Raw genomic sequence first — 13,323 nt, 5'->3', positions numbered from 1 at the left:
TCGCATGACCCATCGCACCGCGCCCGCACGGCGCCGGTTTTTGCTCAACGCGCTGTCGCTGTCCGTGTTCGGCATTGCTTCAACGAGTTACGCCGCCTCAATCTTCCCCTTCATTCCGGACCACTACACGTTTTCACAATCGCAGGTTCAGGACGCGGTCGCGCGCAAGTTCCCGATCCAGCGCACGGCCTCGCAAATCTTCGATGTGGTCTTGAGCAATCCAGTCGTCGGCATGTCGCCCGATCGCAATCGCGTCACCGTCCATGTCGATGCGCGTCTCGCCACGCCCTTCATGCCGAATCCGGTGAGCGGCGCTTTCACGCTCTCCACGCAACTCGGTTACGACGCGCAGAGCCGCTCGGTGATCCTCGTCTCGCCGACCGTCGACAACGCCCAGTTCTCGGGTGACGCCGCGCCCTATAACCAGCAGATCGCCAATGTCGGCGCGCAGCTCGCCGCGCAATTGCTCGACCGCTATCCGATCCACACATTCAAGCCCGAAGAGCTGCAGTTCGCCGGAGTTTCTTACGAACCCGGTACAATCACAGTCCTTACAAACGGCATACGCGTTCAGATCGTCGAAAAAGGTACTTGAAACCTCGACGCGATATGCCCTGACCACGTTAAAACGCAAAAAAGGGCGGACGGATGGACTGGATCTTGATGGTGAAGGCGCTCATTTTGGGCGTCGTGGAAGGCTTGACCGAGTTCTTGCCGGTTTCCAGCACGGGGCATCTGATTGTGGCGGGGAGTCTGCTCAACTTCACCGACGCGCAATCCAAAACCTTCGATGTCGTCATCCAGTTCGGCGCGATTCTCGCGATCTGCTGGGAATATCGCGCGAAGATTGCGTCGGTGGTGACCGGGCTGCCGACGCGGCCCGATGCGCGGCGCTTCACCATCAACGTGATCATCGCGACGATTCCGGCTGTCGTGCTCGGGCTGCTGCTGGAGAAGCACATCAAGGCGGTGTTGTTCTCGCCGGTGCCGGTGTCGGTGGCGCTGATCGTCGGCGGCATCATCATTTTGTGGGCGGAGGCGCGCCAGCGTGATCGCAATGCCGCGCCGCGTGTGTTGTCGGTGGATGATCTCACGCCATCGGATGCGTTGAAGGTCGGCCTCGCGCAGTGTCTCGCGCTGATTCCCGGCACCTCGCGCTCGGGCGCGACGATCATCGGCGGGATGCTGTTCGGGCTGGAACGGCGCGTGGCGACCGAGTTCTCGTTCTTTCTCGCCATTCCGATCATCTTCGGCGCGACGCTCTACGAAATGGCGAAGTACTGGAAAACGCTGTCGGTCAACGATTTTGGGCTGTTTGCCATCGGACTCGTGGCGGCGTTTATCAGCGCGTTCGTCTGCATACGCTGGTTATTGCGATACGTCGCATCGCACGATTTCTCGGCGTTCGCGTGGTATCGGATCGGCTTTGGTTTGCTGATTTTGATTGTTGGATACAGCGGCGGGCTGAGCTGGGCGGATTAACCGCTTCTGGTGCTTCAAATGCAAAAACGCCACGGAAATCCGTGGCGTTTTGCTTTGATCGACGCTATTTGCGGCGAAAGATCAAATCCCACACACCGTGTCCGAGGCGCAATCCGCGCTTCTCGAACTTCGTCACCGGCCGATAATCCGGCCGCGGCGCGTATCCATCCGCCGTGTTCTCCAAAGCCGGTTCCGCCGATAGCACTTCGAGCATCTGCTCGGCATAGTTCTGCCAATCCGTCGCCAGATGGATATAACCGCCCGGCTTGATCCGCGAAACCAGTTGCGCGACGAACTTCGGCTGAATCAGACGCCGCTTGTGATGCCGCGCCTTGTGCCACGGATCGGGAAAGTAGATGTGCACGCCGTCCAGACTCTCGGGCGCGATCATATGTTCGAGCACTTCCACCGCGTCATGCTGAAGGATGCGGATATTCCCCAGCGACTGCTCGCCGATCAGCTTCAGCAGCGCGCCGACGCCCGGCTCGTGCACTTCCACGCCGATAAAGTCATCGCCCGGACGCGCGGCCGCGATTTCCGCCGTCGTCGCGCCCATGCCGAAGCCGATTTCCAGCACGCGCGGCGCGTCGCGGCCAAACAAAGCGGACCAATCCGCCAGTTCCGGCCGATACGGCACGACGAAGCGCGGACCGAGTTCATCGAGCGCGCGTTGCTGTCCGATCGACACGCGTCCCGCCCGCGTCACGAAACTGCGGATACGGCGATGGCGCAGCGGATTGACGTCGTCGTCTTGCGGATCGGCGTGTGGGTCAGCTTGTGGATCAGATAAGGGATCGTGATTCATGGCGGAGCGTCGAAACTAAAAAGCCGCCCAAACAGGCGGCCTTTTTGGAAAATTCGAAGAGATTCTGGAGCGGGCGATGGGAATCGAACCCACGTCTGTAGCTTGGGAAGCTACGGTAATGGCCATTATACGACGCCCGCGTTAGCCCGATATTGTAAGCGCCAGGCGTACCCCGGCGCAAATTTCAGATACCGAACAGCGTCATGGACACCGCCACGCGCGTGACCACCATCAGCAGCACCTGCACGATCACGAACAGCAAAATGGGCGAAAGATCGATGCCGCCCAAACGCGGCAGAATCCGGCGCAGCGGTTCGAGGAACGGCGCAGTGATCTGATAGAGCAGCGGCATGGCCGGCGATTGCGGATTGAGCCACGACAGCAGCGCCATCAGAATCGTCATCCAGATAATCAGATTCAGCGCCCATTTGATGACGGTCAGCAGCGCGACCAGAAACAGCATGGGCAGCATGATGGTCGGATCGACGCCCGCCAGCACGACCATCAGCGTGACATAGATCAGCGCCGCGATATACGCGGCCAGAATGCTCGCCCAGTCGATCTTGCCGCCCGGCAGGATCTTGCGCAGCGGCAGCACGATCCAATTGGTGGCCTGCATCACGGCATTCGAGACCGGGTTGTACGGCGGCATGCGCACGACTTGCATCCATGCGCGCAGCAGAAGCGCCGCGCCGAACAGGGTGAAGAGGGTATTGAGCAGAAAACGGGCGACTTCGCCGAACATCTCGGGTCCTTTTTTCTAATGCGTGCGCGGCGCGGGCCGCGTCGGGATCGGTGGAACGAAACGAATAGTAGGAGAAGCGACGGCGTTAGCGCAGGCGTCGCGGAGCGGGTTTTTCGCGGATGTCCGCGCCGACGCGGCGCGAATCGTGAAAGCGGACCTGGATCATTGTCGATTCTCTTATCTGAAGTGTCGTGCCGAAGCCGTCGCTGCGCGTACGGCGCGATTTTCTAGTCTGAAGCGCCTTGGATTCCCCGCCATCCGTCATGCGGATGGGGCGCCGGACGTCACCTTAACACGGCTTGCCGCCCGCTTGGGTCCCTTGTCGCACGGGGCGCGAGCCTTTGGCGGACGTCGCAGTGAAAGTGTTGTGTAAGGCGTGCGCAAGCGTACTACACCAAAACGCGCGCGTTGGAAAATGGCGCTCGTTGCTATTTTGAGACGGTTGCGGAGGGCGCAATTCACGCAAAACTGGCAGGATAGGAACACGAATAGCGTAACGGCGAGCTCAAATAATAATCGGCAAGGAATCGAAATTCGCAGGGGCGGTCCGTCGATTGCGGATTGTTTTTAGCGAGGCGCTCTAATGAATGTGGCCAAGCCCACATGCGCGCGCATCGCTCGGGCGGATTTGTCTCTTTGCGTACATCGATGATCGAACAGGGCGCGAAATACTAAGGCAAACGTTTCTAACGGAAGGTTGCAGATTCCACAGGTTTCACTCGCTACGTTCGGAGGTCGCTATGAGTATTTTTTCTTATCGAAAGCATCTGCGATTCTTGAGCCAGGCCCAGCGCCGACGGTGGTGGGATCAGAAAAAGCGGCTTACGCCACGCATTGTGATCGGCGCGGCATATGTGCCGCCGAATGTGACGCGCGAATTCGCTTATATCAAAGTCGGGTGATTTTTAGCTCGACAGGTTTAAATCGAAGTTTTCAAAGCCCCGCTGGATTGAATCTTTAGCGGGGCTTTTTCGTCGATTTGTAAATGTGCGTTACGTTTTAGATTGAGCTCAAATACCTCATCGCGCCGATGACGCGCGCCATAGCCTTTCCAATGCTTTCACGCCCACGCGCGTGTTAAGGAACTTGCAATTTGCAACAAATGGTCGCTGCAGCGAACGTGCTTTTTCGTTAGATTGTTCTCATGCCACCGTGTGTGCCGGGATGATCCGGGACGGAACCGGTGAGGAGAATGAAAGTGAAAAAGATCAGCTATGTGTTCGTTGCGGCTGCGTTGGGTGCCGGTATGGTCGGCGCGGCGCAGGCGCACGTTTCGGTGGGTATCGGCATCGGGGTGCCGTCTTATCCGGTTTATGCGGCACCGCCCGCGCCGGTTTATGTCGCGCCGCCGCCGCCCGTCTATTACGCGCCGCCGCCTCCGCCTGTCGTGTACGCGCCGCCGCCTGCTGTGGTTGTCGGTGGATACGGTGGGTATGGATACTACGGGCATCCGTACTATCGGCATCACGGGTATTACCGCCATGGGCCGGGATATTGGCACCGTTGATCGAAGCAAGATCGAACAAAAAATGCGATGCACGAACTGCATCGCATTTTTTTTTGAGCGATCAGGAAGCCGCGTGGAGAATCAACTCGCGATACCCATTCACGATCACGCTATACGCAAAGTAAGCGAACAGCACCGCCGACATCACGTGACACGCGCGCAGCAACTGCGTGCCCGCGCGCTTGCGTCCGTGGCTGGCGAGCGTGCAGATAAAGATCGTCCAGCCCAAGCCGCCGCAAAAGAAGCCAATCAGAAACACCGACGCGCTCACCGGACTCGTCGCGCCGGCCTTCGCGATCAGCGCGCCGCCCACGGCTGCAAACCACAAAATCGCACTCGGCGATGACACCGCCAGCAAGCACCCGCGCACGAAGCTCTTGAGATGGCTTTGACGCGGCAAGCTTGTATCCGCTTCGCCTTCGACGGGCGGCGCGGACGCGGGATACAGCGCTTCACGCGCCATCTTCCACGTCAGAAACAGCAGCACGATCGCGCCGCCGATCCACACGATCCATTGCACCGCCGGAAATTGCAGCAGCGCCGTCATGCCCGCGAGCGCGAGCGCCGCATAGAAAAGATCGCCGAAGCAACTTCCGAGACCGAGAATCAGCCCCGGTTTGAAGCCGTGCGATAACACCATCGAAATGATGGCGACATTGACCAGGCCGATATCCAGACACAACGACAACGACAGGAAAAACCCATCGGACAGCAGAGACAGCGAATGCATGCGGTGTTATTGGCAGTGGTTCAGCGCGAAGCCGATATCGATACGGCCGGTCGGCACGTTCATGGTGTTGCGCATCGGCGGATGACGGAAGGCGTCGAGCGCGCCGCGTTGCTCTTGCGTGCCGATGCCGAGCAGTTCGAGCACGTGCATGACGACGGCGTTGACGATCATCGTGTTGCCGTCCTCCACCTTCACCGCGATGCCGATCACGCCTTCCGGACGACGCACGCCGATCGCATAGCTCGCGTCCGCGCCGGTCTTGCCGACGAGCGCGCCATCGAAGGTCTGCATCAGCCGCGTACAGAAGCGTCCTTCGCCCGCGACGAGTTCGGGATGCGACGTCATCGCGCGATAGATGCGCGCGAGCGGCGAGCCGTCGGGCGCATCGGCGATGTTGGCGTAAAGGCGCGCGAGGCGATCGAGCGCGAAGGCGGGCGTCGGAAGATTGCAGCCGTCGATGGCCCAGTGCACTTCGTCGGGCGCGAGGTCGAGCACGCGCGCCATCGTGCGCTTCACGTGCGCCTGCAGCGCGTGTTCGGGCAAGTGGTAACCGGCGAGCGGCTCGCGCATCGCCAGCGCGCCTGCGAGCATGCCGGCGTGCTTGCCCGAGCAATTGCTGCATACGGCGGTCGGCTTGAAGTCGCGTTTGATCCAGTCGCGATAAACCGCATCCGAAATCGGCGGATGGCCGCCGCAGCGCAGATCGCTTTCGTTCGCGTGCGCCTTTGCGAGCATCGCGCGCACGCGTTCGATATGACGCGGCTCGCTGCTGTGCGAGGCGCACATCATCGCTAAGTCGGCATCTTCGAAACCGAAGCGTTCGAGCGCGCCGGTTTCCATCACCGCAAGCGCCTGCGCGGGCTTCGCCGCCGAACGCGGCAATGTCAGCCGATGCGGGTCGCCAAACGAATACAGCAAGCGCCCGTGCGCATCGACCACGGCGACATGCGCCGCGTGCGTGTTCTCAATCATCTCACCGCGATAAACCGTCGCCGCAATCATGGCTTGTCCAGTCCGATTTCGGTCCACAGCGCATCGACGCGGCGCTTGACGGCTTCGTCCATCACGATCGGACGGCCCCATTCGCGCGTGGTTTCGCCGGGCCACTTGTTGGTGGCATCGAGTCCCATCTTCGAGCCGAGACCCGCCACGGGCGATGCAAAGTCGAGATAGTCGATCGGCGTGCTATCGACCATCACCGTGTCGCGCGTGGGATCGACGCGCGTGGTGATCGCCCAGATCACCTCCTTCCAGTCGCGCACGTTGACGTCTTCATCCACCACGATGATGAACTTGGTGTACATGAACTGCCGCAGGAAGCTCCACACGCCGAACATCACGCGCTTGGCGTGGCCGGGATAGCTCTTCTTCATCTGCACGATCGCCATGCGATAGCTGCATCCTTCGGGCGGCAGATAGAAATCGGTGATTTCGGTGAACTGCTTCTGCAGCAGCGGCACGAAGACTTCGTTCAGCGCGACGCCGAGCACGGCAGGTTCATCGGGCGGCTTGCCGGTGTACGTCGAATGGAAGAGGGCGTCGCGCCGCATGGTGATGCGCTCGACGGTGAAGACCGGAAACCACTCCTGCTCGTTGTAATAGCCGGTGTGATCGCCATACGGCCCTTCGAGCGCATGCTCATATTTCGCCGATGCACCCGCCGATGGCCGCGGCGGTGCGCCTTCGGGCGCGGGCGGCGGCGCGCCGTCCTGCGGATAGATAAACCCTTCGAGCACGATTTCCGCGCGCGCGGGCACCTGTAAGCCATCGACACCCGGCGTGATGCACTTGGCGAGTTCGGTGCGCGAGCCGCGCAATAGTCCCGCAAACTGATACTCCGACAAAGAATCGGGCACCGGCGTCACCGCGCCGAGAATCGTCGCCGGGTCTGCGCCGAGCACGACCGCGACCGGATACGGTTTGCCCGGATTGGCGAGCGCGAACTCGCGAAAATCGAGCGCGCCACCGCGATGCGCGAGCCATCGCATGATGAGCTTGTTACGCCCGATCAACTGCTGGCGGTAAATGCCGAGATTCTGGCGCGGCTTGTTCGGCCCGCGCGTGACCGTGAGACCCCAGGTGAGCAGCGGACCTGCATCGCCGGGCCAGCAGGTTTGAATCGGAAGACGGCCCAGATCGACATCCTTGCCTTCCCACACGATTTCCTGGCACGGCGGCGAACTGACCGACTTCGGCGCCATATCCCACACGGCCTTGGCGAGCGACAGCAGCTTGCCTGCGTCTTTCAAGCCTTTGGGCGGCTCGGGTTCCTTCAACGCGGACAGCAGTCGGCCGACATCGCGCAGTGAACTGAGCGCGGCGGTATTGCTGCCGAGACTGAGATCCGAACCGCTCTGCGCGTCCGTTTCGATCCCCATGCCGAGCGCCACGCGCCGCGTCGTGCCGAACAAATTGGCGAGCACGGGCATCTCACTGCCGGTCGGCTTTTCGAACAGCAAGGCCGGTCCGCCCGCGCGCAACACGCGATCCGACAGTTCGGTGATTTCGAGAACGGGGGAAACAGGCTGCCGGATGCGGCGCAGTTCACCGAGCGCTTCGAGGCGGGAGGTGAAATCGCGCAGGTCTTTGTATTTCATCGATGATCGGTTGAGGATTTCGAGGTTTCCGGATTGACCGGGTGGCTGCGCGCAAAACGATTGTCGATTTTACATACGATTGAATCTGTACGTTTGATGACATTCAGCGAATTCTGGTGGAAAAGCCCCGTCCGGCGTGCCCTGAGGGGCCTAAACCCCGTTCTTTATAACTGTAAGTAATTGAAACGGCGATCTATAGCATTGACGGATCATTAAACCCTCCCTAGAATCGCTCCGAATCAATTGCAGGTTTTGCAACTTTTAACCTCTGCCTCAGGTCTTTTCAAGACGCACATGCGTCGCCTGCGCCGAACCTGTCCGGCGACACATGGCTGTTGGTTGTCACGGCCGGCGTTTCAGACGCCGGTTTTTCGCGTGGGAAGCCTTTTGCGCACGTATGGCATGCAGTTCGTGCCGCGCACCCGGGTGCAGGTCTCCGGTTCGGCTTTCCGACGGCTCATGCCGTATCCCCGATGCCGCTTACGCTTGCTTCAAGCGAGCGGTGTCTGATTTGCGCATCGAATATAGGCTTTATTCGTATTCATCTGCGCTAATCAAGCAACATTGGGAGCTTCGATGAACGCTTCAGTTTGGTGGGGTTCCGACACCCGCGCAGCGCAGATCGTGCGCATCGCGCTTCGTCGTGGACGCCGTTTGAGTCACCATTTACTCAGTCTTATCGGCTGTGCGGCAGTCATTTCCGCACTTGCCCTGTGGTTGCTGCCATCGTGGCGCACCACGCTTGCCGCACGAATCATGCCGTTCGTGTCGTCCGCCGTTCAGGCCGGACCGGCGCGCCTGCTTTCGGGCCAGCCGTTGCCGCCGTTCTCGGCCATGCATCGTCAGTCGAATGCTTCGGACGATGCCGCGTTACCCACGGGCCTCGCCGCCAAGATGTCCTCTAAGCGCGCGCCCGCCACGCCTTCGCTCGGCGCGGCCGCAACCGACGACAGCAGCACGCATCAACTCACCGGCGGCCTCAGCCTGGCCGTATCGCCGAACGGGCTCGATCCGCGCACCATGCCATCGATCGGCATGCTCGCCAGCGCGATCCCGTCGCTTCGCGTCGTCGCCGATGCGCGAGACGATCGCGTGCTGGTTTCGACGCGTGAGCAGCAACTTGTCGCCACGTTCATCGCACGGCGTTATCGCGTGGCTCAGGAGCCGGTCAGCGCGCTCGTACGCGCTGCCTTCGATACGGGCCGCGAAGTCGGTCTTGATCCGCTCCTGCTGCTCTCCGTGATGGCGATCGAATCGGGCTTCAATCCGTACGCGGAAAGCGGCGTCGGCGCGCAAGGTCTCATGCAGGTGATGTCGAAGGTTCACTCCGACAAGTTCCAGTATTTCGGCGGCTCTAATGCAGCGCTCGATCCGCTCGCGAACATCAAGGTCGGCGCGCTGGTGCTGAAGGATTGCATCGCGCGGGGCGGTTCGGTGGCGGGCGGTCTGCGTTACTACGTCGGCTCGACCACGGCGGACGACGGCGGTTACGGCGCGAAAGTGCTGGCCGAGCGTTCGCGCCTGCGCGATGTCGCGCGTGGCCGCAATGTGCCGATCAACGCGCCGCAAGCGCCGGTTCAGGCTGCGCCCAAGCAAGTGCTGGCATCGACGTCGGCGGATTCGAGCAAGCGCGTGCATGTCACCATCGACGGTGACAAGAAGGCCGCGGGCTCGCAGGATGGCTCGGCGGATAACGCTCAGACGGAAACGAAGCACGTGGCATCGACGGAATACGGCGCTTGATTGGTCGAACGTGATGCAAAAGAGAAGGGCACCCGAGGGTGCCCTTTTTTTATCTGCTGAATAAGGAGCCTAGTCGCCTGACCGCTTCTTCCAGCTTTTCATACGCGGTCGCGTACGACACGCGGATATAGCGCTGCGGCGCATGAAAGCCGAAATCCTCGCCCGGCACGAGCACGACGCCCGCGTCGTTCAGCATGGCGTGCGTGAGGGCTTCGCTATCGCCCGCAGCCGGATGATGAACGCCTGAAACGTCCGCATAGACATAGAACGCGCCGTCCGGCACGACCGGCACGCCGAACCCGAGCGAACGCAACGCCGGTACGATGTAGTCGCGCCGCCGCTTGAACTCCAGCCGCCGCGCCTCATAAATGGCGATGGTTTCCGGCTCGAAACACGCCAGCGCCGCATGCTGCGCCAGCGCCGATGCGCAGATAAACAGGTTCTGCGACAGCTTTTCGACTGCGCTGACCATCGACGGCGGCACGACCAGCCAGCCGAGTCGCCAGCCCGTCATGTTGAAGTACTTCGAGAAGCTGTTGACGGTCACCACATCGTCGCCGAAGGACAGCGCGGAAACTGGCTTCGCGTCGTAGCTCAGACCTTGATAGATTTCATCGACGATGGAAAAGCCGCCGCGCGCCCGCACCGTTTCCACGATGCGCCTGAGTTCGTCCGGCTCGATCGACGTGCCCGTAGGATTCGATGGCGACGCCAGCAGCACGCCGCGCGTCTTCTCGCCCCAATGTTCCTCGACGTGTTCAGCGGTGAGTTGAAACCGCTCGGCCGGACCGCTCGGAATCAGCACCGGCTTGCCATCCGCTGCCGACACGAAATGCCGGTTGCACGGATAGCACGGGTCGGGCATCAGCACTTCGTCGCCATGATCGACCAGCGCCATGCACGCCAGCAGCAGCGCCGCCGACGCACCCGCCGTCACCACGATGCGCTCCGGATCGATATTCAGTCCGAACGCATCGCGATAATGCTGCGCGATCGCCTCGCGCAGCGCCGCGATGCCGAGCGCGTTCGTGTACTGCGTGACGCCGCGTGTAAGCGCATCGGCGGCGGCGCGCGTGACCGGCGGCGGCGCCGTGAAATCCGGCTCGCCGATGCTCATATGGATGATGTCGCGGCCCGCGCGTTCGAGCGCCTGCGCCTGCTTCATCAGCTCCATCACATAGAACGGCTCGATGGCATCGACGCGCGACGCCAGACGGATCTCCGGGCCGATCGTCATCAGCCGCGCCCGCGCGCCTGCGCTTCGGTCGGGCGCATGGCGACGGCGAGCTTGTCCAGCACGCCGTTGACGTACTTATAGCCGTCCGAGCCGCCGAACGTTTTCGTCAGTTCGACCGCTTCGTTGATGACCACGCGATACGGCACATCGATGTGATGCTTGAACTCGAACGCTGCGACCAGCAACACCGCGCGCTCGACCGGCGACAACTGCTCGATCGGACGATCGAGACACGGTTGCAGCGCCGCCGACAGATCGGCCGATTCCTTGATCACGCCGTGCAGGATGGCATCGAGATGCTCCTTGTCGGCCTTGTCGAAACCTTGCGAATTGCGCAGCTGCGCGTCGATCTCGCCGCCGGGCGCGCCCGACAGCAACCACTGGTAAAGCCCTTGCGTCGCGAGTTCACGCGAACGGCGGCGAGCGCTTTTCATGCACGATCCTCGTCTTCTTCGTCTTCATCTTCATCGTTGCCGCCCAGTTGTTCGAGCGCGACCGACAGATTTGCCATTTCCACCGCCACGCGCGCAGCGTCGCGGCCTTTTTCCGTCATGCGTGCAACGGCTTGTTCGTCGTTTTCCGTCGTCAACACGGCGTTGGCGACCGGAATGCCGAAGTCCAGCGCGATGCGCGAAATGCCCGCGCCGTTTTCGTTCGATACGAGTTCGAAGTGATACGTCTCGCCGCGTACCACTGCGCCGAGCGCGATCAGCGCGTCGAACTGGCCGGATTCGGCGAGCTTTTGCAGCGCCAGCGGGATTTCCAGCGCGCCGGGCACGGTCACCAGCAGCACGTCCTCGCCGATCACGCCGAGGCGCTCCAGCTCTTCGATGCACGCATCGGCCAGGCCATTGCACACGGGTTCGTTGAAGCGCGACTGCACGATGCCGATGCGCAGGCCGTCACCGTCGAGGTTCGGCTGGTATTGTCCGATTTCCATGAAATAGGTCCGTTGGTTTCAGATAGGTTATTAGTTTTACGCCGAGCGCAATTGCGCGATGGTGGTATCGGCGGGAGCGGCAGTGGCGGGACAGCCGGGCATGGCGATGAAACCGGTCACTTCGAGCCCGTAGCCCGACATGCTGCCGAGCTTGCGCGGATTGGCCAGCACCTGCATCTTGCCGACGCCCAGATCACGCAGAATCTGCGCGCCGATGCCGTAAGTCTTGAAGTCGATCGGACGGCGCTGCATTTCCGCCGCCTTAACCTTCTGATCGAAGGCGCGGAACACGTCGATCAGATGTTCTTTCGTGTCGCCGCAATTGAGCATGACGATGGCGCCGAGATCGCGCGCGGCGATTTCCTTCATGGCGGCGTCGATGGTCCACGAGTGCGTGGACGAGTCGATTTCCAGCAGATCCAGCACCGACAGCGGCTCGTGCACACGCACCGGCGTCTCGCGATCCGGCGACGGCGTGCCGCGTACCAGCGCGATATGCGGCGAACCGCTCGGTTCATCGCGATACAAGACCGCGCGGAACGGGCCGTGCGCGGTCTGCATGGTCCGCTCGCACACCTTCTCGATGATCGATTCCGTGCGGCTGCGGTAGTGAATCAGATCGGCGATGGTGCCGATCTTGAGACCGTGCTTCGCGCCGAACTCGATCAGATCGGGCAGGCGCGCCATTTCGCCGTCGTCGCGGATCACTTCGCAGATCACGGCGGCGGGCGTGAGGCCAGCCATCGCGGTCAGGTCGCATCCGGCTTCGGTGTGGCCGGCGCGCACCAGCACGCCGCCCGGTTGCGCGGTAATCGGGAATACGTGGCCCGGCTGAACGATGTGCTCGGGGCGCGCATCCGCCGCGACGGCCGCCTGCACGGTGCGGGCGCGATCGGCGGCGGAAATGCCCGTCGTCACGCCTTCCGCTGCTTCGATGCTCACTGTGAACGCGGTGCCGTACTGCGTGCCGTTGCGATGCGTCATCGGCGGGATATTGAGCTGGCGGCAGCGGTCCTGCGTCAGCGTCAGGCAGATCAGGCCGCGCGCGTGCATCGCCATGAAGTTGATGGCTTCCGGCGTGATGAAATCGGCGGCGATGACGATATCGCCTTCGTTTTCGCGATCTTCTTCATCGACGAGGATCACCATACGGCCGGCCTTCAGCTCGGCGATGATTTCTTGCGTGGTGGCGAGCGACATGATGGCGTCCCGTTCAGTCCGGTTTGGGAAAGCGCGTATTTTACGCCACGGCAGATGGACGGGCAGTGAAATCGGCGGGCGGGATTTTTGTTTCGGTCGTGCAGTTTGCCTATGCCATCCGGACGAATGGTGCGGATGAGAAATAGTCGGGAAACTGGCTGCTCGGTAACTTCATAGGAATAGGGAATCGTGCAATGATCAGTACTCTCAACTTTCAGGAGCCGACCGTGGCCATCTCCGCTAAAGACGTTATTCCGGTTTCGATCGCAAGCGCCAATCTTTCTGATCTCGTCGATGAGGTGCGCGATGGCAGTGAAAAGATCATTACCAAGGACGG

The 13,323-nt window shown here is 61.5% G+C and carries 13 protein-coding genes and 1 tRNA gene; 4 read left to right on the top strand and 10 right to left on the bottom strand.

Annotated features, from left to right (window positions below):
* The first annotated feature begins 4 nt into the window (after positions 1-4).
* On the top strand, positions 5-595 hold the full coding sequence (locus tag P7F28_RS20200) for a DUF1439 domain-containing protein (protein WP_277186365.1): 591 nt from the start codon (positions 5-7) through the stop codon (positions 593-595).
* A gap of 53 nt (positions 596-648) precedes the next feature.
* On the top strand, positions 649-1,482 hold the full coding sequence (locus tag P7F28_RS20195; RefSeq protein WP_277186364.1) for an undecaprenyl-diphosphate phosphatase: 834 nt from the start codon (positions 649-651) through the stop codon (positions 1,480-1,482).
* Positions 1,483-1,546: 64 nt separating this feature from the next.
* Here the strand turns inward: P7F28_RS20195 and trmB are convergent, their stop codons facing one another.
* The 3 genes from trmB to P7F28_RS20180 all read right to left on the bottom strand — a co-directional run bounded on the left by trmB (position 1,547) and on the right by P7F28_RS20180 (position 3,032).
* Positions 1,547-2,287, bottom strand: coding sequence for a tRNA (guanosine(46)-N7)-methyltransferase TrmB (gene trmB, locus P7F28_RS20190; RefSeq protein WP_277186363.1), 741 nt, complete (start codon positions 2,285-2,287; stop codon positions 1,547-1,549).
* 65 nt (positions 2,288-2,352) lie between these two features.
* A tRNA-Gly gene (locus tag P7F28_RS20185) sits at positions 2,353-2,427 on the bottom strand.
* Between the two features lie 44 nt (positions 2,428-2,471).
* Positions 2,472-3,032 carry a YggT family protein gene (locus P7F28_RS20180; RefSeq protein WP_277186362.1) on the bottom strand — a complete coding sequence of 187 codons (561 nt, stop codon included), beginning with the start codon at positions 3,030-3,032 and terminating at the stop codon, positions 2,472-2,474.
* Positions 3,033-4,230: 1,198 nt separating this feature from the next.
* Here P7F28_RS20180 and P7F28_RS20175 point away from each other — a divergent pair.
* Positions 4,231-4,539: a hypothetical protein gene (locus P7F28_RS20175; RefSeq protein ID WP_277186361.1), complete on the top strand. Its 309-nt coding sequence runs from the start codon at positions 4,231-4,233 to the stop codon at positions 4,537-4,539.
* A 61-nt stretch (positions 4,540-4,600) separates the two neighbouring features.
* Here P7F28_RS20175 and P7F28_RS20170 read toward each other — a convergent pair whose 3' ends face one another.
* Genes P7F28_RS20170 through P7F28_RS20160 form a run of 3 tightly spaced genes read right to left on the bottom strand, consistent with a single transcriptional unit; the run spans position 4,601 to position 7,866 of the window.
* Entirely contained in the window at positions 4,601-5,269 is a 669-nt protein-coding gene (locus P7F28_RS20170; protein WP_277186360.1) for a LysE family transporter, read from the bottom strand.
* Between the two features lie 6 nt (positions 5,270-5,275).
* Positions 5,276-6,271 carry an asparaginase gene (locus tag P7F28_RS20165; protein ID WP_277186359.1) on the bottom strand — a complete coding sequence of 332 codons (996 nt, stop codon included), beginning with the start codon at positions 6,269-6,271 and terminating at the stop codon, positions 5,276-5,278.
* The gene (locus P7F28_RS20160) at positions 6,268-7,866 is read right to left on the bottom strand and encodes a UbiD family decarboxylase (protein ID WP_277186358.1); all 1,599 of its coding nucleotides are present in this window, start codon (positions 7,864-7,866) and stop codon (positions 6,268-6,270) included. Before P7F28_RS20160 ends, P7F28_RS20165 begins: the two co-directional genes overlap by 4 nt.
* 576 nt (positions 7,867-8,442) lie before the next feature.
* On the opposite strand from P7F28_RS20160, the gene P7F28_RS20155 reads away from it, so the two are divergent.
* Positions 8,443-9,609 carry a transglycosylase SLT domain-containing protein gene (locus P7F28_RS20155; protein WP_277186357.1) on the top strand — a complete coding sequence of 389 codons (1,167 nt, stop codon included), beginning with the start codon at positions 8,443-8,445 and terminating at the stop codon, positions 9,607-9,609.
* 49 nt (positions 9,610-9,658) lie between these two features.
* Here P7F28_RS20155 and P7F28_RS20150 read toward each other — a convergent pair whose 3' ends face one another.
* The 4 genes from P7F28_RS20150 to ribBA are packed head-to-tail and all read right to left on the bottom strand — an operon-like array spanning position 9,659 to position 12,986.
* On the bottom strand, positions 9,659-10,846 hold the full coding sequence (locus P7F28_RS20150) for a pyridoxal phosphate-dependent aminotransferase (RefSeq protein ID WP_277186356.1): 1,188 nt from the start codon (positions 10,844-10,846) through the stop codon (positions 9,659-9,661).
* Complete coding sequence (nusB, locus tag P7F28_RS20145; RefSeq protein WP_277186355.1) at positions 10,846-11,280, bottom strand: transcription antitermination factor NusB; 435 nt, start codon at positions 11,278-11,280, stop codon at positions 10,846-10,848. Before nusB ends, P7F28_RS20150 begins: the two co-directional genes overlap by 1 nt.
* Positions 11,277-11,786 (bottom strand): 6,7-dimethyl-8-ribityllumazine synthase, encoded by a 510-nt coding sequence (gene ribH / locus P7F28_RS20140; protein WP_277186354.1) that lies wholly within the window; start codon positions 11,784-11,786, stop codon positions 11,277-11,279. The genes nusB and ribH overlap by 4 nt, the downstream gene beginning before the upstream one ends.
* A gap of 36 nt (positions 11,787-11,822) precedes the next feature.
* Entirely contained in the window at positions 11,823-12,986 is a 1,164-nt protein-coding gene (gene ribBA, locus P7F28_RS20135) for a bifunctional 3,4-dihydroxy-2-butanone-4-phosphate synthase/GTP cyclohydrolase II (protein WP_277186353.1), read from the bottom strand.
* Positions 12,987-13,323 lie beyond the last annotated feature (337 nt).

This window comes from Caballeronia sp. BR00000012568055 (genome assembly GCF_029439455.1).
GTDB lineage: Bacteria > Pseudomonadota > Gammaproteobacteria > Burkholderiales > Burkholderiaceae > Caballeronia.
The sequence above is the reverse complement of the archived record's forward strand: the minus strand, read 5'-3'. Positions and strand labels throughout refer to the sequence as shown.